18 protein-coding genes are annotated in these 17,799 nt (G+C 72.5%); 5 read left to right on the forward strand and 13 right to left on the reverse strand.

Annotation, left to right across the window (positions count from 1 at the left end):
• The first annotated feature begins 1 nt into the window (after nt 1).
• The 4 genes from GA0070620_RS01675 (at nt 2) to GA0070620_RS01690 (ending at nt 3,952) form a co-directional block, all read left to right on the forward strand.
• Entirely contained in the window at nt 2-1,093 is a 1,092-nt protein-coding gene (locus tag GA0070620_RS01675; protein WP_231922145.1) for a questin oxidase family protein, read from the forward strand.
• Between the two features lie 177 nt (nt 1,094-1,270).
• Nucleotides 1,271-2,269 (forward strand): RNA polymerase subunit sigma-70, encoded by a 999-nt coding sequence (locus GA0070620_RS01680; RefSeq protein ID WP_091587849.1) that lies wholly within the window; start codon nt 1,271-1,273, stop codon nt 2,267-2,269.
• Between the two features lie 5 nt (nt 2,270-2,274).
• A complete protein-coding gene (locus tag GA0070620_RS33395) occupies nt 2,275-3,057 on the forward strand; it encodes a DUF6069 family protein (RefSeq protein WP_091587852.1) in 783 nt (260 codons plus the stop codon).
• A 22-nt stretch (nt 3,058-3,079) separates the two neighbouring features.
• Complete coding sequence (locus tag GA0070620_RS01690; protein WP_091587854.1) at nt 3,080-3,952, forward strand: glycoside hydrolase family protein; 873 nt, start codon at nt 3,080-3,082, stop codon at nt 3,950-3,952.
• Here GA0070620_RS01690 and GA0070620_RS01695 read toward each other — a convergent pair.
• The 8 genes from GA0070620_RS01695 to GA0070620_RS01730 all read right to left on the reverse strand — a co-directional run bounded on the left by GA0070620_RS01695 (nt 3,946) and on the right by GA0070620_RS01730 (nt 11,061).
• Complete coding sequence (locus GA0070620_RS01695; RefSeq protein ID WP_157741502.1) at nt 3,946-5,103, reverse strand: helix-turn-helix transcriptional regulator; 1,158 nt, start codon at nt 5,101-5,103, stop codon at nt 3,946-3,948. The two genes, GA0070620_RS01690 and GA0070620_RS01695, sit on opposite strands and share 7 nt — an antisense overlap.
• Before the next feature lie 83 nt (nt 5,104-5,186).
• Nucleotides 5,187-5,759 carry a hypothetical protein gene (locus GA0070620_RS01700; RefSeq protein WP_091587858.1) on the reverse strand — a complete coding sequence of 191 codons (573 nt, stop codon included), beginning with the start codon at nt 5,757-5,759 and terminating at the stop codon, nt 5,187-5,189.
• 88 nt (nt 5,760-5,847) lie between these two features.
• Entirely contained in the window at nt 5,848-6,519 is a 672-nt protein-coding gene (locus GA0070620_RS01705; RefSeq protein WP_231922147.1) for a response regulator, read from the reverse strand.
• Complete coding sequence (locus GA0070620_RS01710; protein WP_091587860.1) at nt 6,516-7,559, reverse strand: sensor histidine kinase; 1,044 nt, start codon at nt 7,557-7,559, stop codon at nt 6,516-6,518. The genes GA0070620_RS01705 and GA0070620_RS01710 overlap by 4 nt, the downstream gene beginning before the upstream one ends.
• A gap of 14 nt (nt 7,560-7,573) precedes the next feature.
• Complete coding sequence (locus tag GA0070620_RS01715) at nt 7,574-8,626, reverse strand: IS110 family RNA-guided transposase (protein ID WP_172836362.1); 1,053 nt, start codon at nt 8,624-8,626, stop codon at nt 7,574-7,576.
• A 315-nt stretch (nt 8,627-8,941) separates the two neighbouring features.
• The gene (locus GA0070620_RS01720; RefSeq protein ID WP_091587862.1) at nt 8,942-9,805 is read right to left on the reverse strand and encodes an LLM class F420-dependent oxidoreductase; all 864 of its coding nucleotides are present in this window, start codon (nt 9,803-9,805) and stop codon (nt 8,942-8,944) included.
• An 83-nt stretch (nt 9,806-9,888) separates the two neighbouring features.
• Nucleotides 9,889-10,524: a GNAT family N-acetyltransferase gene (locus GA0070620_RS01725; RefSeq protein WP_197677519.1), complete on the reverse strand. Its 636-nt coding sequence runs from the start codon at nt 10,522-10,524 to the stop codon at nt 9,889-9,891.
• Nucleotides 10,525-10,662: 138 nt separating this feature from the next.
• Nucleotides 10,663-11,061, reverse strand: a complete 399-nt coding sequence (locus tag GA0070620_RS01730) for an ArsR/SmtB family transcription factor (protein ID WP_091587866.1) — start codon at nt 11,059-11,061, stop codon at nt 10,663-10,665.
• Between the two features lie 51 nt (nt 11,062-11,112).
• On the opposite strand from GA0070620_RS01730, the gene GA0070620_RS01735 reads away from it, so the two are divergent.
• The gene (locus GA0070620_RS01735; protein WP_091587869.1) at nt 11,113-12,432 is read left to right on the forward strand and encodes an enoyl-CoA hydratase/isomerase family protein; all 1,320 of its coding nucleotides are present in this window, start codon (nt 11,113-11,115) and stop codon (nt 12,430-12,432) included.
• 39 nt (nt 12,433-12,471) lie between these two features.
• On the opposite strand, the gene GA0070620_RS01740 is transcribed toward GA0070620_RS01735, so the two are convergent.
• From GA0070620_RS01740 to GA0070620_RS01760, 5 genes are read right to left on the reverse strand one after another with little or no spacing between them, the layout of a single operon-like run.
• The gene (locus tag GA0070620_RS01740) at nt 12,472-13,599 is read right to left on the reverse strand and encodes an LLM class flavin-dependent oxidoreductase (protein ID WP_091587871.1); all 1,128 of its coding nucleotides are present in this window, start codon (nt 13,597-13,599) and stop codon (nt 12,472-12,474) included.
• 18 nt (nt 13,600-13,617) lie between these two features.
• The gene (locus tag GA0070620_RS01745) at nt 13,618-14,697 is read right to left on the reverse strand and encodes an LLM class flavin-dependent oxidoreductase (RefSeq protein WP_091587875.1); all 1,080 of its coding nucleotides are present in this window, start codon (nt 14,695-14,697) and stop codon (nt 13,618-13,620) included.
• Complete coding sequence (locus tag GA0070620_RS01750) at nt 14,694-15,215, reverse strand: GNAT family N-acetyltransferase (protein WP_091587878.1); 522 nt, start codon at nt 15,213-15,215, stop codon at nt 14,694-14,696. Before GA0070620_RS01750 ends, GA0070620_RS01745 begins: the two co-directional genes overlap by 4 nt.
• Entirely contained in the window at nt 15,212-16,567 is a 1,356-nt protein-coding gene (locus GA0070620_RS01755; RefSeq protein WP_091587881.1) for an NtaA/DmoA family FMN-dependent monooxygenase, read from the reverse strand. Before GA0070620_RS01755 ends, GA0070620_RS01750 begins: the two co-directional genes overlap by 4 nt.
• Nucleotides 16,568-16,582: 15 nt before the next feature.
• Nucleotides 16,583-17,791 carry an LLM class flavin-dependent oxidoreductase gene (locus GA0070620_RS01760; protein WP_091587884.1) on the reverse strand — a complete coding sequence of 403 codons (1,209 nt, stop codon included), beginning with the start codon at nt 17,789-17,791 and terminating at the stop codon, nt 16,583-16,585.
• Between the last annotated feature and the right edge of the window lie 8 nt (nt 17,792-17,799).

The following is a 17,799-nucleotide window of genomic DNA, read 5'->3' on the forward strand; positions in this document are numbered from 1 at the left end:
CATGAGCACGACGAAGCGGGATCCGATGGCGGAGACCCTGACGGGGGCCTACGGACGGCTGCACGCGTACGGGCCGGAGTTCGGCGGAGACGAGGAGGGCAACCACGGGCTGACCAACCACGGCCCGATGGCCGTGGAGGTGATGGTCCGCCGCGGGCTCGACATCGACGTCGAGGGCTGGCTCGACCGCTACGTACGCCGCCTGGCGGAGCTGCCCGACACGAGCGAGCCCATCCGACCCGACGAGTGGGGCGCGGCGCTGGGCCGGGCCCGGCGGCTGCCGGACTGGGCCGCGTACTTCCGGCACGAGCTGACCGAGCGGCCGTGGTCCGAGGTGCTGGGCGAGTGGTGGCCCCGGCTGCTGCCCGGAATCGTGGCCGGGTCGACCCACGGCGTGATCCGGGTCAGCCACGCGGTACGCACCCTACGCGGTGCCGCCGGCGTCCCCGCCTGCGAAACCCTGGACGAGCTGGCACACGGACTGGCGTTCTGGGCGGCGCGCTACCGCGCGCTCGCCGGGCTGGTCGCACCGGCGGGCGTCCTCACACCACCACAGGCCCTGCCGGCGATCACCCGCCTCGACGACCAGAGCGGCTTCATCGCCCACCGACTCGACCGGCTCGAACGCTCCCCGGGCTGGCCCGCGAGCCTGCGGGCGCTGGAACCCGCCGCGTCCGCCGAGACCGTCCCGGCCCGACTGGAGTCGCTCGTCGACACCGCCGCCCGGGCCTATCTGGGGCTGGGCCACGGCTCTCCGGTCCTGCTGGTCCACGCCGCCACCGCACCCAACGCGGTGCGGCACGTGCTGCCGGTCCTACCGACGCAGCAGTGGCTGCCCAGCCTGACGGCGGCCTGGGCGGCGGTGGTGGCGGTCGTCGCGACGTACGCTCCGGCCCGGCCCGTGCCGTCGGCGGAGATCGTCCGGCGCTATCCGACGCCGTCCCGGGAGGACGCGCTCCAGCGGGCGGCCGAGCACGGCGACGAGCACGTCCTGAAGTTCGCCGACACGGCCGTCGAGGCGTACGACCGGACCGGCGACCCGGCACTGCTCGCCGCGACCCTGCACGTCGGCGCGCTGATCGACCGACCCTGAGCCCAGCCGGCGACCGACCGGGACAGGCGCGACCACGTCCGTCGCACCTGTCCCGGATGTTTCCGGTGAGGCCGGGGACCGGGCCGTGGCAGGTGGTTGGCCGACCCTGGTGATGAGTTACCGCGCCCGTAGCCGTCATACCTGGGACGGGACACGACGAGGCGGAAGGATGACGTGATGAGTGCGGACACGCGGCTGAAGGAGCTGGGCGTGGGTGGTCTGGGTGAGCTCGACGAGCCGGCGTTCACGGGGATGGCCGAGCGGCACCGACGGGAACTGCACGTGCACTGCTACCGCATGCTCGGGTCGTTCGAGGACGCCGAGGACACGGTGCAGGAGACGTTCCTGCGGGCCTGGCGGCGGCGGGAGACCTTCGCGGGACGCTCCACGTTCCGGGCCTGGCTGTACCGGATCGCCACCAACGCCTGCCTGGACCTGCTCGCCAAGTGCCGCCCCGAGCCGGCGACCGGCGGTGAGGTGCGGTGGCTGCAGCCCTACCCGGACCGACTGCTCGACGAGCTGCCCGCGGGTGACGCGGACGAGCCGGAGACCGTCGCCCTCGCGCGGGAGACGATCGAGCTGGCGTACGTTGTCGCCGTCCAGCACCTGGCGCCGCGCCCACGGGCTGTGCTGATCCTGCGCGACGTGCTCGGCTGGCCGGCGAAGGACGTCGCGGAGCTCCTCGGGGACTCCGTCAACTCGGTGAACAGCGCGCTGCAGCGGGCCCGCGCCGGCATGCGGGAGCACCTGCCCGCCGAGCGGCAGGACTGGACCGGGGACGAGACTGACGCCCAGACGCGCGAGCTGGTGCGCCGCTTCACCGACGCCAGCGTGGCCACGGACATCGACCGGCTCACCGCGATGCTGCGCGACGACGTCCGCTCCTCGATGCCGCCCACGCCGGGCCTGCACGTCGGCCGCGACGTGGTGATCAAGGACTGGGTCGACGACGGCTTCACCAGCATGACGGGCCTGCGCGCCGTCCCCACCGCCGTGAACCGGCAACCCGCCGTCGCCTTCTACCACTGGCGCGATCGGGAGGGCGCCTACCTGCCGCTGACGATCGACGTGCTGCGCATCACCGGCGGGGCGATCACCGAGATCGTCATCTTCCACGACGACCAGTTCCCGCGGCTGGGGCTGCCGGAGCGCCTGCCGGCGGGCGGCACGCAGTAGCCCCGGTGCGCACGCTCACGCTGCGCGGGGGCGCGCGGGTCGCGGTGGTCGCCGCCCACTGGCGCGACGCGTTCGGGGTCGTCACCCGCGGGCGGGTGCAGCTGGAGCTGCGCGACGGCCAACTCGGGCCGGTCCTCGGACGCGACGCCGGGTTCTGGCTGCGCGGCACCGGCGTCCGCGCGCTGCGCAACCCCGGCCGTCGTACGGCGACGGTGCGCATCGCCACTCGCCACGGCCGTCGAATCCCCGACGCCACACCGCCCACGCCAGTTACCGAGTCATGGAGGATCGATATGCAGAGCATGAATGAAACCGGGGACGTCGTCGCAGATCCGGCATCGGACCGGACCCGTCACCCCCGCCGGCTCCGCGGGCTCGCCGGTATCGGCGTCCTCGCGACGCTCGCCGCGATGGTGGCCACCACCCTCGCCGCCGCGCTCGCCCGGGCCCTCGGCGTCGACTTCGAGATCCCCGACGGCGGCGAGGCGATCCCGTTGCCCGGGTTCGCCGTCGTGACCGGCTTCTTCTCGGTCGTCGGTGTCCTCATCGCCGTCGCCTTCCTCCGGTGGAGCGCCCGTCCCGCCGAACGGTTCGGGTGCACGGCGGTGACGCTGACCGCCATCTCGCTGGTCCCGCCGTTCCTCGTCCGAGCGAACACGGCCACCATCATCGCCCTCCTCGGGCTGCACCTCGTCGCCGCGGCGGTGATGATCCCCGCCCTGGCGCGAAGCCTCCGCGTCCGGGCCGAGTCAGGTGTCTCCCAGATCTCTGGGATATCGGGGGCGTGATGATCCATCAAAGAATCGACGCATGCAGAAGAGACGAATGTTGTTCGCGATGCTGTTGTTCGGAGCAACCGTGCTGGCGCCGGTGGCGTTGACTCCCTCGCCGGCCCTGGCCTACGTGGTGGACTGCTCGGCCGCCGGTGGCCCCGGGCCTCGACCGGGGCTGCCCGGGGATGAGCCCGAGGAACCGCAGCAGGGACAGCAGATGACACCGGAGGAGATGCGCGCCTTCGTGGCCAGCCACGAAAGCCCGAACGGCCTCGCCGGTAACCCGCACGTCTACATCGACACCAAGGGGCACCCGACCGTCGGGGTCGGCTTCAACCTCGACCGACCTGACGCCCGTGAGCTGCTCACCAAGGTCGGGGCGAACTACGACGCGGTTCGTGCCGGCACCCAGAATCTCACCCCACACCAGATCGCGACCCTCTTCGAGGCCGACTTCGTCGCCGCGGCCGCAACCGTGCAGCGCTACATCTACAACTTCGACACGTTGACCTCGTCGCGGCAGGCCGTGCTCATCGACATGGCGTTCAACCTCGGGCCGGCCGGGTTCAGGGGATTCCGCAACATGATCAACGCGGTCAACGTCGGCAACTGGGAGGCTGCGGCGCGGGCGATGAGTCAGTCGCTGTGGGCCACCCAGGTGGGCATCCGGGCCGTCCAGGACATCAAGCTGATGCGTCAGGGCGCGATGTGTCAGGAAGGTGACGCTCCGGCCGCACCTCCGTCCGGCGGCAACCACGTCAACTACCCCGGCAACGTCTGGGCCCTGCCAGACACGAGCGGCGCCACCGTGGGCGGCGGCTCGCCCACGCCCATCAGCTGCCGCATCAACCACATCGAGGTGTATTACGAGGGCCACTGGATCGACATCGCTGTCGTCGACTGCTACTGACCTCCGGTGACATCCGGGCGGGCGCCCGTGGCCGCGGCGGCCACGACGGCGTCCGCCCGATCGGCGGTCAGCAGCATCGCCACGAACTCGCGCCGGCTGCGCACCCCGGTCTTGTCGAACACCGCCTTCAGGTGGTCCTGCACCGTGTACGGCGACACCAGCAGGGCGGCGGCGATCTCGGCGGTGCTCAGACCCCGCACCGCATACAGCGCGACCTGCGCCTCGCGGTCGGTCAAGCCGTACGCGGCGAAAGTGACCGGAATCAGCTCGGCCGGGCCGGCCAGTGTGATCACCACGGCGACGGGCGATCGCGTCGACCGGCCGAGCAGCGAGGCGTGCAGCACGTGCCACCGACCGTCCGTCGTCCGGGCTCGCAGCGGCGGCTGCGGCACGGGTCGGCCGGCCGCGACCGCACGGGCGTGCTCGGCCGCCATGACGAACGGCAGCGGCACACCGAACAGCACGGCGGTGTCAGCGCAGAGCCTCTCGAGCAACTCCTCGGCGCGCTCGTCGGCGTGCAGCACCCGATTGTCCGGACCGACGACCAGCACCGCCGGAGCGTGGGCGGCCGGTCCCTCCGAGGCGATCGGTCCGACCGCGCCGGTCTCGGCGGCGCTGCGCCGCAGCGCGGCACCGATCAGCGGCGCCGCCGCGTTCGCCAGCGCCAACTCCTCAGGCCGGTAGTGGCCACGGTCCGGGGCCCGCATGAACGCCGCGCAGCCCCACCGGCCGCCCCGACTGTCGAAGACCGCGCGCAACTCGTCGCCGTAGCCGGCCGGCCGGATCTGGTCGCGGTACCGCAGACTCCGGTCGGGTCGTCCCCCGGTGGCCCGGCTGAGCGTCTCCGCCGCCCGGCCACTGCGCCGGATCACCGGAAACGTCGCGATGTCGTCGCCCCACACCTCCAGCTCGACCGCCGCATGGAAATCCGACAGCCGCAGATCCGGACTGACGACCGAGGTGACCAACCCGGTCGCCGGGTCACTGTCGTGCCAGCAGACGCCGTCATAACCCAACACCGGGCGCAGCAGCGCGTCGGCGCGGCCGTACACCTCGGTCGACGGCAGTCCGGACGAACAAAGCTCCGCCACCTCGGCCAGGACTCGCCGATGCCTCCGAGATAACCGCTGTTCTCCCGCGCGAGCCGGCATGCCGGGGAGCCTAGCGGTCGTCACCACGACCGTCCTCATAGGAGCGATGCTGACTATGTCGGACGGCGTGTCCCCCAGATCCACTACCGGCGGCTGTGCCGCTCCTCGCGATCCGCGGCCAGCCGAGCGATCGCGGCGAACGCGGCGACGAGCAACCCGTCGGCCAGGTAGGCGATCACGTCGATCCGAGGGATGCGACTGAGGGGGAACGCCACCGCCCCCGCACACAGCAGCACCGCCGTCCACAGCGGCACGAGGCGGATGCGGGCCAGCACGACGCCGAGCACGAGCAGGCTGAGCGGCATCAGCGGGCCGGGCAGCCACAGCAGAAGATTCGCGGCGAACGGGTGCTCGCCGAGTGCGGCCAGGGACGCGTCGGTCGACTGGTCGAAGATGTCCTCGAAGACACCCTGGAACCCGAACGCCGCACCTCCCATGGCGCCGTACAGGAAGACCGGCAGCGCGACGGCGGCGTACCGCGGCGCGTGCAGGCGGACGACGTCGAGCAGGCCGATGAGCCCGTACGTCCACACCACCATGGCGAGCACGAGGATGGTCCCGCCGGTGGCGCCGTAGCGGCCGGCGGTCCAGAGGTAGGTGGCGAGCGCGGAACCGGCGGGACCGAGCACGAGGGCGGTGCGGTAGGCGAGGGGCATGCTCCGATCGTGTGCCGGCGACGGGCCCGCGGAATCCGCCGCAAGCAGGATCCCGGCGTACGCGGATGTTGCGCCCGCCCCGGAGTCGTCACGGGGTGCCGGGCACCACCAACCCCGACTCGTACGCCATGATCACGAGATTGGCGCGGTCCCGGGCCCCGACCTTGGACAGCAGCCGGCTGACGTGCGTGCGGGCGGTGGCCGGGCTGATCCGCAACGCGTCGGCGATGTCGGTGTTGTCGCGGCCGGCGACGACCAGGTCCAGCACCTCCCGCTCCCGGGTCGTCAGCCGCGCGAGTTCCAGACGCCCGCTGTCGGGGGCCGGTGAGCGGGCGAAGACGGAGATGAGGCGGCGGGTGACGGCGGGTGCCAGCATGCCGTCACCCCGTGCGACCGCCCGCAGGCCGTCGACGAGCTGTGCCGGTTCGAAGTCCTTCAACGCGAAGCCGCTGGCCCCGAGGCGCAACGCCCGGAACACGTACTCGTCCAGGTCGTACGTGGTCAGCACGACCACGCGCACGCCGGCGGTCACCGGATCGCCGAGGATCCGGCGGGTCGCCTCCAGCCCGTCCAGCTTGGGCATGCGAATGTCCATCAGCACCAGGTCGGGTCGGTGTTCGCGCGTCAACCGCACGGCCTCGGTGCCGGTGGCGGCCTCCGCGACCACGGTCAGGTCCGGCTCGTCGAGGACGACCCGCAGCCCGGACCGGACCAGTTCATGGTCGTCGGCGATGAGGACCGTGATCACCTGGCTGGTCATCGGGGAAGCATCGCCCAGACCCGGAACCCGCCACCGGGGCGGGGTCCGGCGCTGAAGCGTCCGCCGAGCGCGGTCACCCGCTCCCGCATCCCGGCGATGCCGTGACCGCCGGGCACCCGACCGTCACCGCCCGCGCCTCCGTTGCCCCGGTCGAGCACCTCGATCTCGACGTGCCGTGGCAGGTACGCCAGCCGCACCTCCACCTCGGTCACACCGGCGTGCCGGCCGACGTTGGTCAGCGCCTCCTGCGCGATCCGGTAGGTGGCGGCATCGACGTGGGGTGGCAGTGCGACAGCCTCGCCGGACACGCTCATCGTCACCGCGAGCCCGGCCCGCGCCCCCAACGCCGGGACCGCCTCGCACGCGTTCTGACCACCGGCGGGGTCGACGCGGACGGCGCCCAGCACCGCTCTGACCTCACGCAGGGCGTCCCCGGCGACCTGGCGGACGGTCTCCAGGGCCGGGTAGGCGAGCTCCGGTCGGCTGTCACGCTTGTGGAGAGCGGCGCCCGCCTGGACGCTGATCGCGGTCAACTGGTGCGCCAGCGTGTCGTGCAGGTCCCGGGCTATCCGCAGGCGCTCCTGCGTCGCGGCCTGCTCGGCGTACGCCTGCCGCTGCTCGCGCCGGGACCGGGCGAGCTCGCCGAGCCCGACCGCGGCGACCAGCACGGCCGCGACCGCCACCAGGTCCTCACCCTCGGGGGTCCGGCCGGCAGTGACGTCGGCGGCCAGCACCAGCCCGACCGCCACCGGGACCGCCGCCACCGCGATCATCCGTCGGCCGGCCTCGGCCGTCGCGTAGAGCGCCACCACGAAGGGCAGTGGCTCCGGACCCAGGGGATAACCGAGCAGGTAGTAGCCGACCGCGGCGGCGGCGGTGACGGCGAGCACGACGGCCGGGCGGCGCCGACGCCAGTACAGGGCGGCGGTGGCGGCGAGAAGGATGGCCGCACCGGTCAGCCGACCCGACGCGGACACATCACCGCCGGCGGTCTGCACGCCGCCGACGACAAGAGCCGCCACCACCACCAGCAACGCCACCCGTTGCTCCTATGTCAAGCCGCTGCCGGAAGCACGTCCGGCGTGACTGGTTGTTGATCTTTGAGTAGGTTGAAGACGATGCGGGCGAGTCGGCGTTTCAGTGCTCTGAGGGCTTCCATGGTGGTGTCGCCGTTCTCGCGTCGTTGCTGGTAGTAGGCCCGGCCCAGGCCGTCGAGACGGATCTGGGTGACCGCGATGCGGTGCAGGGCGGCGTTGAGTTGCCGGTTGCCACCGCGAGCCAGTCGGTGCCGGTTGATGCGTCCCGAGCTGGCAGGGATCGGAGCGGCGCCAGCGTGCATCGCGAAACACGCCTCGGACCGGAACCGGGTGACGTTCGCGGTTTCCCCCACGATCTTCGCCGCCGTCAAGGCCCCCGCGCCGGGCAAGGCGAGCAACGCGGGCGCGATGCGTCGGACCCTGGTGGTGATCTCGGCTTCGAGGGCGTTGATCCGGGCGGTAAGCGCGCGGATGTCGGCCAGCAACTCGCCAGCCAGCCGGGTCACCACCGTGGTCGGCTGTTCGGTGAGCCAGTCGGTGAGCCGGTCCAGCACGACGAGCCGGTCCAGGCCCCGCGCCGGGATATCGAGTTCCGGGTCGAGTTCGTGCAGGTGCCACCGCAGCCGGTTCTGTATCCGGGTCCGTTCACCGACCAGATCCTCCCGGTGATCCACCAGCAGCCGCAGGTCCCGGGACACATCGTCGTGCTCGGCGACCGGCAGGTCCGGTTCCCGCAGCGCCGCCCGAGCGATCGCGAGCGCGTCGATCGGGTCGGACTTGCCGCGGGTGCGAGCGCTGCCACGGACACCAGCCATCAGCTTCGGCGGCACCCGCACCACCCGTTCCCCCGCGGCCAGCAGAGCCCGTTCCAGCCGAGCCGACACATGCCGGCAGTCCTCGACCGCCCAGACCCGCTCATCGGGGAACTGCCGCCTGGCCCATCCGAGCAGCTGCCGATGCCCGGCATCGGTCGCCCGGACCACACGTTCACCGACCTTGCGAGCAGCCTGATCGGCACCGACGACCGTGTGAGTGTCCTTGTGGACATCAACTCCCAGCACCACCACCATGGGTGACGTCACCTCTCTTCGCAGGAGACGGGGACGGCTGGGCCGGCCGGCGGACACACCTCAGTGGGGGCGATGCCACGCTCCTATCAAGTCACGCCGGTCGGCCCTGACCATCGATGACCGGCACAACGGATGAAAGCCAACCCCACCAGGCGGCACCGACGCTACGAGCCAGATCATCGACGGCCAGGATCCCAACCACCGCAAGCAGCGGCAGCACCCACCCTGACACTGAGCCGACGGTAACCTGCGCCCCACCGATGCGGCAGGTGCGCCGACGGCCCGCGCCGCGGCGGGCGCGGGCCGTCACCAGTGTCAGATCACGGCGGCGGCGAGCGCGCGGAACGAGTCGGCGGGAAAGGTCATGTCGTCGCCGCCGTTGAGTACCTGGATCGCCACCTCGTCCGCGCCGGCCTGGTAGTGCTTCTCCAGCCCGGCCGCGACCTCCTCGGCGCCGCCACAGGGGATCAGGGCGTCGATGAGGCGGTCGCTGCCGCCCCCGGCGAAGTCCTCGTCGGTGAATCCGAATCGCCGCAGGTTGTTCGTGTAGTTCGGCAGCGCGAGGTACCGGCTCGCGTACTGCCGCGCCGTCGCGCGGGCGGTGGTGGGATCGGGGTCGACGACCACCGCGACCTCGGGAGCGAGCAGCCGGTCGGGCCCGATCGCGGCCCGGGCCTCGGCGGTGTGCTCGGCCGGGGCGAAGTACGGGTGCGCCCCGGCCGAACGGTCGCGGGCGAGCTCCAGCATCCGGGGGCCGAGCGCGGCCAGGATCCGCCGCTCGGCAGGGAGCCCGGCCGCGTCGAGACCGTCGAGGTACTCCACCATCCTCGTGTACGGCCTGCGGTAGCTGGTGCCGCTGCCCTCCACGACCACGGCGTGGCTGGCGCCGACACCGAGCAGGAAGCGGCCGGGATGGGCCCGCTCCGCGTCCTGGGCGAACTCCGCCACCTCCGAGGGCGACGAGTGCCAGATGCTCACGATCCCCGACGCGACCCCGATGTGTTTTGTCCCGTCCAGGATCTCCCGGAAGCGTGGGGCGACGTTTTCCCCGAAGCCGCCGGAGAACCAGATCCGTGAATAGCCGAGCTCCTCCAACTCGGTCGCCGCCTCGACGGCTGCGCTCTGACTTTCGCTGGCGAGGAAGAACGGTTGCCATACGCTGACGAGTCGCTGTGCCATACCCGTACGGTACGCACCAGCTCCTCGGAAAGCGCGACGCCGCACGACTCCGTCGGCGCGTTCTCGGCGAGGCTCTCCGGCGTTCAGGACGGGTACGTGTTGCCCGGCGTCGTCGCGATCAGCACATCGGCAACCGGCTGCCAGCCGAGGGCCAGGTACAGACGCTGGCCGTCTTCGCTGGCGATGAGAATGCCGTGTTCGGCGCCTTCCTCGACCGCGGAACGGGCCAGCGCGCCCATGACCGCGCTGGCCAGGCCCTTGCGGCGATGAGCCGGCAGGGTTTCGATGCGGTCCGCGACCGCGTCCGTACCGGCCAGTCCCATCGTTCCGCGTGCACCGACGTCTCCCGACTCGTGCCGTACCGTCGCCGTGACCACGCTGCCGCCTCCGTACGAGTCGACCTGGGTCAGGAGCCGGTACGGCGCGCTCGGCGTGTTCTGCTGATGCCCGCGAAGGTCGGCTGTCATCAGCTTCTCCGAGTGCTTCAGCACGGTCAGGCCGGCGGCCGTCAGAGCCGAGGCCGCCTTGGCCGGCTCCGTGGTCGGCACGGTCAGCCAGGTGACCTCGTCCTCGCCGGCCACCAGCTCGGCCAGCGTGGCCAGTGACGCCACGTCCTTGCCGGCATCGAGCGCGACGTACTCGATGGCGCGGCCCGGCTGCATGCACCGGACCCGCAACGCGCCGCCGACGTCTTCGGCGACGGGCAGCTCACGAGCCACCCCCCAGCCGCGCTGCCACCGAACGATGAGATCTCGCAGGTTCTTCACCCATTGAGTAGATCATCCGCACCGGATAGGGCCGCGCCCCGGTGGGGGACCACGATCGCAAGGCGGTAGCCGGTGAGCGCCACGGGCAGCCTACCCCGTCTCGATCACCCGTCCGGTGCGATCCGTCGCCGGTGGTGAGCCATCTCCCGCGTTGCCGTGACCCGTCTGGTGGGACGGATCGCTGCCGGCGGTCAGGGCGTCGATCAGGCCGGGGAAGCGGGCGTCGAGCTCGGCTCGGCGCAGCTCGACAGTATGCGTGCGGCCGGCCACGACGGTGCGGGTCAAGCCCGCCTCTCGCAGCGCGCGGAAGTGGTGGGTCATGGTCGACTTGTGCACGCCGAATTCCCAGTGGGCGCCGCACTTGCCGTGCGGCTGACCGTCGGCGAGCGTCTGCACGATGCGCAGGCGGATCGGGTCGGCGACCGCCCGCAGCACGTCGACCATCGTCACGTCGGCGATGTCCGGCATCGCGTCGTCCTCCCGGCCCATGCCCCCACCCTATCGTTGGACATCCGTCATACCGTTGCCTAAGTTGATGGTATGACGGATGTCCAACAATCTGGTTCGGTGCGCTGGTCCTGGGACACCGACGGCGTCGTCACCGTGACCCTTGACGACCCCGGCCGCACCGCGAACATGCTCAACCGACGCCACTACGAGGGGCTCGGCGCCTGCCTCGACGACCTCACCCGGCAGCTCGAACGGCTGCGCGGCGTGGTGCTCACCTCGGCGAAACGTTCCTTCATCGCCGGCCCCGACTTCGTGCCCAGCGAGATCACCCCGGACGAGGCCGCCGGCACCTACGACCTGCTGACGCCGCTGCGCGACCAGGCGCGCCGGCTGGAGACCCTGGGCCGCCCCGTTGCGGCCGCGCTCAACGGCTCCGCGCTCGGCGGCGGCTTCGAGCTGGCGCTGGCGTGTCACTACCGGGTCGGTCCGCACGACCCGTCGGTGGTGTGGGCGCTCGCCGAGACCTGGATGGGCATCATTCCCGGAGGTGGCGGGACGGTCCGCGCGACGCGGATGTTCGGGATCGCCGCCACGGTGCTGGAGATCGTCGGGCCGGGTACGGCGTACCACCCGAGGCAGGCACTGGCCGCAGGCTTGGTGGACGAGCTGGCCGACGACGTGGTCGCCGCGGCGCGGGCCTGGGCGCTGGCACAACCAGCCGGGCGTTTCGTGCAGCGCTGGGAGCGGCCCGGCTACCAGATTCCCGGGGGGACCGCGGAGCCGCCGGGTCTCGCCGAGCAGGTGCGGCACCGCTCGCAGGGGTCGCCCGTGCGTGCGCTCGCCGCGGTCCTGGAGGTGGCGGCGCGCAGCGCGGCGGTGCCGCTGGACGAGGCGTTCGACATCGAGACGGCGGCGTGCCGCGCGTTGCTGGCCGCGCCGCAGATCCCGGATCTGGCGCATCTCTTCTTCGCGATGCGTGCGCTCGCTACGACGCCCACCGGACTTCCTCCGACAGATGTGCGGGCCCCGCTCGCCCCGGCAGGCCCGCACGCGTCCTCCTCGAACCGCGCGCAGGCCGGCCTGCGTACGTTCCCGCAGCTCGTCGCCAACCCCTTGGCGGCGCTGTTCTTCGCCCCCGACGCCCCGATCGTCGAGATCACCGACCCGGGCCTCGTCCCCGAGGTCCGGGCGAAGGGCGCCATTCCCGTGCTGATCCACGGCGGTCAGGCCTCCTTCGTGCAGAGCCTCCTAGACGCCGGCCCGGACCCCGCGGCCATGGCCGCCGCCGCCCGCCGCGCCCTCGACGACGGTCTGCGGGTCGACCCGGCCGGCGCCGACGTGGCCTCGGTCCTCGCGGCCGGCTTCCCCGACTGGACCGGCGGCGTCCTGCACGCCGAAGGCCTCCGGTAGGAGACATCCACTCGTCGGGGCGGCCTCGCGCCGGCCGCACTACTGGAGCCACTCCTTGGCGAGCAGTTCGTAGGAGGCCACCCGGTCGGCGTGGTCGTGGGTGATGGTGGTGACGAGCAGTTCGTCGGCGCCGGTGGCGTCCCGCAGGACCCGCAGCCGTTCGGCGACGGTGTCCGGGGCCCCGACGAACTGGGTGTCCACCCGGTCGGCCACGAGGTCCCGGTCCGCGTCCGTCCACGGCTCGGCGGCGGCCTGCGCGGGACTGGGGAACGGGATGGCGCCGCCACCGCCGCGGATGCTGCGTACCCACGGCCCGTAGGGCGCGGCCAACCGCCGCGCCTCCGCGTGGGTGGCCGCCACGACGACGTCTGCGGAGACCAGCACGTACGGTCGGGCACGTGCGGCCGAGGGCCGGAAGGCGGCCCGGTACGCGGCGACCGCCTCGAGCACGGTGGCCGGACTGACGTGGTAGTTGGCGGCGAACGGCAGCCCGAGAGCACCAGCGAGCTGGGCGCTCTCGCCGCCGCTGCTGCCCAGCAGCCACACCTGCAGTGCGGCGCCCTCGCCGGGCACGGCGTGCGCGTCGAGGCCGTCGCCGTCGCGGTAGTCGCCGCGCAGCAGCGCGAGGATGTCGGCCAGTTGGTCGGCGAAGGCCGGGGGTTGCGCGCCGGGCTGGTGCAGCAACGCGCTGGCCAGGGCGAACCGGGGTGATCCGACCAGCGCGGCGAACGAGAACGGGGGCGGGATCAGCAGCCCGTCGACCACCCGGGCCCCGGCCGGCGCCGGCGCGGCCGGTGCGGCCAGTTCGGCGGCGGCCTCCGCACGCCGCTGGCCCGAGCGGCCGAGGCCGAGGTCGATGCGGCCCGGGTAGAGGGCGTCGAGTGTGCCGAACTCCTCGACCACGGCCAAGGCTGTGCGATGGCCGACCTGAACCGCCCCGGAGCCGACGCGGATGGTGCTGGTGGCGGCGGCGACCTGCCCGATCAGCACGGCAGGAGCGGAGCTGGCCACCCCGGTCGCGAGGTGGTGCTCGGCGAGCCAGTAGCGGTGGTAACCGAACTCCTCCGTCCGGCGGGCCAGGTCGATCGTGTTGCGCAGGGCGTCGGCGATCGTCGCGCCGTCAGGCACCGGGGAGAGGTCGAGAACGGACAAGGGGGTCGGTGACATGGCTGCTCCCGGTTCTGGTCAAACGGTCGCGGGCGTCGGCGCGGGTGTGGCGAGCGGTGGATCGAGCGGGCGACTGGGGATCTCCCGGCGCAGAACGGGAGCCACCTCGGCCTGAAACAGCTCCAGGCTCCGCCGGTGCTGGGTGCCGGTCAGCCCATCGGAGTCCGCCTGGAGGTGGATCACCTCGTGGCCGAACCGCTCGTGGTAGCGCAGCACCTTGTCGATGATCTGCTCCGGGCTGCCGACCAGCATGGAGCTGCGCTCGATCGCGTCCTCGATGCTGGTGAAGACCGGCTCCACGCCGAGCCGGCGGAAGGCGGCGACCCGGGCGTCGAAGATCGGGCGGTACGTGTCGACCGCCTCCTGGGAGGTGCGGGCGGCGTAGAAGCCGGCGGTTCCCGCGCCCACCAGGGCGTCGGCCGGGTCGTGGCCGTAGTGCGTCCAGCGTTCGCGGTAGTGGTCGATCAGGGCGGCGTACGGCTCGATGGTGTTGGTGACGTTGGCGGAGAAGATCGGGTCGCCGTAGCGGGCGGCGAGGTCGACCGACTCCCGGCTAGTGGCGCTGCCGTGCCAGATGCGGATGGGCTGTTGCAGCGGCCGGGGCCAGGTCTCGGCGTCCGTCAGCGACGGCCGGTAGCGGCCGGCCCAGGTGACGGTGTCCTCGCGCCAGAGCCGGCGGAACAGTTCGTAGCCCTCCCGGTTGCGGTCCCACTGGTCGTCGGGGGTGACGTGGAAGAGCTTGGCCTGGGCGGCCCCGTTGCCCTTGCCGATGATGAGGTCGAGTCGGCCGCCGCTGAGGTGGTCCAGCGTGGCGTAGTCCTCGTAGGCGCGCACCGGGTCCAGCAGGCTGAGGGTGGTCACGGCGGTGAAGAGTCGGATGGTGTTGGTCTTCGCGGCGATGTGGCTGAGCACCACGGGCGGTGAGGACGAGATGAAGGGGCGCTCGTGCCGTTCGCCGACGCCGTACCCGTCGAAGCCCAGTTCCTCGGCCAGGACGGCGGTGTCGACGACCTCGCGGAACCGGTCGGTGGTGCTGCGCCGCCGGCCGGTGACCGGGTCCGGAAGGTGGGTGATCAGAGTGATGAGCAGGAATTTCATGCGGGCACCGTCGCTTTCCGGGAGAGGGCCAGGGGCGGGCGCACGACCAGGGCGAGGCAGCGGGAGTACGGCAGCGCCTGGTAGGGCGGGAAGACCGGCACCGGGCGGTAGCCGGCCCGCTCGTACAGGCGGACCGCGTCGGGCTGCCGGTCGCCGGTCTGCAACACGATCCGGGGCGCGCCGAAGCGGCCCGCCGCCTCGCGCGCCGCGTCGAGCAGCCGGGCGCCGACGCCCCGGCCCCGGTGGTCGGGGACCACGTACATCCGCTTGAGTTCGAGGTCGACGCCGTGCCAGCGAAGCGCGCAGTGGCCGACCGGGGTGCCGGCGGTGTACGCGACGCCGGTCCAGGCCACGCCCGGTGCGGCGATGGCCTCGTCCGGTGGCAGGTGGATCGGGTCGCCGGCGCGGTCGGCGTACCGCTGGCGCAGTTCGGCGGTCAACCCCGCGCGGAGAGCGACGGCGTCGGGGTCGTCCCAGCGCAGTCGGCAGACGGCGATCCGCGCGTTCGGGCGGCTCACGCCGCACCCGCCGACGCGACCGGCCGGGCGGGGCCGAGGCCGAGGTGCTCGCGCAGGGTGGTACCGGTGTACTCGGTGCGGAACACCCCGCGTTCCTGCAGCAGCGGGACGACCCGGTCGACGAACTCGTCGAGGCCTCCCGGGGTCAGGTGGGGCACCAGGATGAACCCGTCGGCGGCGTCGTGCTGCACGAAGTGGTTCATCCGCTCGGCGACCTGCCCAGGGGTGCCGACGAACGACTGCCGGCCGGTGACCTCGATGACCAGGTCGCGGATGCCGAGATTCTTCTCCTCGGCCAGAGCCCGCCACTGGCGGGCGGTGGCGAGTGGGTCGGGGTACATGCCCGCGCGGCCGCGGCTGATGGCGTCGCCGCTGACGTCCGGATCCTCGGCGGGCAACGGCCCGTCCGGGTCGTACCCGGACAGGTCGCGGTTCCAGAGTTGTTCCAGCAGCAGGATGGCGGTTTGGGGGCTGACCTGCTGGCGGCGGATGTGGTGGGCCCGCTCCTGCGCCTCGGCGTCGGTGTCGCCGAGCACGAAGGTGACCCCGGGGATGATCTTCAGGTCGTCGGGGGTCCGTCCGTGACGGGCCAGGCGGGCCTTGACGTCGCGGTAGAACTCCTGGCCGTCCTCGAGCGTTCCGTGTCGCGAGAAGATTGCGTCCGCGCTGGACGCGGCGAACTCACGTCCGTCGGGGGAGTCACCGGCCTGGAGGATCACCGGGTGCCCCTGTGGGCTGCGAGGCACGGTGAAGTGACCGGTAATGTCGAACTGGTCGCCATGGTGGGCGAACCCGCCCGGATCCGCCTCGGCGAGGTACCGTCCCGCGTCCCGGTCGCCGGCGATCGCCCCGACGGGCCAGGAGTCCCACAGCTGCCGGGCGGCGCGGACGAACTCGGCCGCCCGTTCGTAGCGCAGCGACCGGTCGAGGTAGCCGCCGCGGCGGAAGTTCTCCCCGGTGAACGCGTCGGAGGTGGTGACCACGTTCCAGGCGGCCCGGCCGCCGGAGAGGTGGTCCAGGCTGGCCAGTTGCCGGGCGAGCTCGTACGGCTCGCGGAAGGTGGTGTTCAACGTGCCGGCCAAGCCCAGGTGTGTGGTCACCGCGGCCAGGGCGGCCAGCACGGTCAGGGTGTCGGGCCGGCCGACCACGTCGAGGTCGTGGATGCGGCCCCGCTGTTCACGTAGCCGCAGCCCTTCGGCGAGGAAGAAGAAGTCGAACTTTCCGCGCTCGGCGGTGCGGGCCAGGTGGATGAAGGAGGCGAAGTCGATCTGGCTGCCCGAGGCGGGATCGCTCCAGACGGTCGTGTTGTTCACGCCGGGAAAGTGCGCGGCGAGGATGATCTGCTTGGGCACGGTGGTCTCCGGTGCTCAGGCGGTCGCCGCGGTGGCGTACCGGTTGGTCGGGCGGGGTAGGCCGAGCAGGTCCCGCAATGTGCCGCCGGGGTAGCCGGCGCGGAACAGGCCACGGTCGCGCAGGGCCGGCACCAGCGCGCGGGTGATGGCGCCGAGGTCGTCGGGGAGCGCGGCGGGACGCAGCCGGAACCCGTCCACCCCGGCGCGGTGCCAGTCAGCGATCAAATCGGCCAGCTGCGCCGGGGTGCCGGTGAACGTGGCGGCGTCGGAGGTGAACTCCGCGCCGTCGAGTTCGTCGAGGTGGGCGCGTCGGCGTCGGGCCGCCGACGGAGTGTCGTCGAGGAGCACCACCAGGTCGGCCAGGACGCGCAGGGGCGGGTCGGTCCGGCCGACGGTGTCCTCGGAGGCGCGGACCTCGGCGACGATCGAGGCGGCGTGGCCGGCGTCGGTGGGGGTGACGAAGACGACGTCGGCGTGCCGGGCGGCGAAGGCGTACGGGACAGACGAGTGGGCCAGCGCGGCCACCACCGGCTGACCCTGCGGCGGTCGGGGCACGATGGATGGCCCCTTGACGGAGAACCAGCGGCCGGTGAAGTCGACGTAGTGCAACCGGTCCCGGTCGACAAACCGGCCGGTGGGCTCATCCCGGATGACGGCGTCGTCCTGCCAGCTGTCCCAGAGCCGGCGGACCACCTCCACCGCGTCGGAGGCCTCGGCGAAGAGGTCACCGACACGGTGGACGGCGTCCGGTTCGTCGAGCCGGTTAGGGTCCAGCGGCGGGATGTCCCGTCGTCCGAAGTGCCGTGCCTCCGAACGGCGGGCGGAGACCCGCGGTCGCCAGCCCGCCCGGCCGCCGCTGACGTGGTCGAGGGTGGCCACGGCGGTGGAGAGGTGGAACGGCTCGGTGTGCGTGACGCTGGTGGTCGGGATCAGCCCGATGTGTCGGGTCAACGGAGCGACGCGGGCGGCGATCTGCACCGCGTCGAGGCGTCCGCGGAGCTGGTCGGTGCGCCCGTCGGTGCCGTCGGGGCGGGTCGACTGGAGGTCGAGGCTGTCCTCCAGGGTGATCGCGTCGAGCGCGCCGCGTTCGGCCTCGCCGGCGAGCGCCGCCCACCAGCGGGCGGTCAGCGCGACGCCGGGGTCGGCGCGGGAGAGCCGCCACGCGGCGGGGTGCCAGCCCAGGCCGTCGAGGGCGGCGGCCAGGTGCAGGGTCTTGTCGGGCATGGTGTTTC

It is taken from the genome of Micromonospora krabiensis, assembly GCF_900091425.1.
Lineage (GTDB): Bacteria > Actinomycetota > Actinomycetes > Mycobacteriales > Micromonosporaceae > Micromonospora > Micromonospora krabiensis.

What these genes read in the sequence shown, in the direction of transcription:
- GA0070620_RS01675 (WP_231922145.1), top strand. Translation starts at nt 2, where the DNA reads ATGAGCACGACGAAGCGGGATCCGATGGCGGAGACCCTGACGGGGGCC.
- GA0070620_RS01680 (WP_091587849.1), top strand. Translation starts at nt 1,271, where the DNA reads ATGAGTGCGGACACGCGGCTGAAGGAGCTGGGCGTGGGTGGTCTGGGT.
- GA0070620_RS01690 (WP_091587854.1), top strand. Translation starts at nt 3,080, where the DNA reads ATGCAGAAGAGACGAATGTTGTTCGCGATGCTGTTGTTCGGAGCAACC.
- GA0070620_RS01695 (WP_157741502.1), bottom strand. Translation starts at nt 5,103, where the DNA reads ATGCCGGCTCGCGCGGGAGAACAGCGGTTATCTCGGAGGCATCGGCGA.
- GA0070620_RS01700 (WP_091587858.1), bottom strand. Translation starts at nt 5,759, where the DNA reads ATGCCCCTCGCCTACCGCACCGCCCTCGTGCTCGGTCCCGCCGGTTCC.
- GA0070620_RS01705 (WP_231922147.1), bottom strand. Translation starts at nt 6,519, where the DNA reads ATGACCAGCCAGGTGATCACGGTCCTCATCGCCGACGACCATGAACTG.
- GA0070620_RS01715 (WP_172836362.1), bottom strand. Translation starts at nt 8,626, where the DNA reads ATGGTGGTGGTGCTGGGAGTTGATGTCCACAAGGACACTCACACGGTC.
- GA0070620_RS01720 (WP_091587862.1), bottom strand. Translation starts at nt 9,805, where the DNA reads ATGGCACAGCGACTCGTCAGCGTATGGCAACCGTTCTTCCTCGCCAGC.
- GA0070620_RS01730 (WP_091587866.1), bottom strand. Translation starts at nt 11,061, where the DNA reads ATGGGCCGGGAGGACGACGCGATGCCGGACATCGCCGACGTGACGATG.
- GA0070620_RS01735 (WP_091587869.1), top strand. Translation starts at nt 11,113, where the DNA reads ATGACGGATGTCCAACAATCTGGTTCGGTGCGCTGGTCCTGGGACACC.
- GA0070620_RS01740 (WP_091587871.1), bottom strand. Translation starts at nt 13,599, where the DNA reads ATGTCACCGACCCCCTTGTCCGTTCTCGACCTCTCCCCGGTGCCTGAC.
- GA0070620_RS01745 (WP_091587875.1), bottom strand. Translation starts at nt 14,697, where the DNA reads ATGAAATTCCTGCTCATCACTCTGATCACCCACCTTCCGGACCCGGTC.
- GA0070620_RS01760 (WP_091587884.1), bottom strand. Translation starts at nt 17,791, where the DNA reads ATGCCCGACAAGACCCTGCACCTGGCCGCCGCCCTCGACGGCCTGGGC.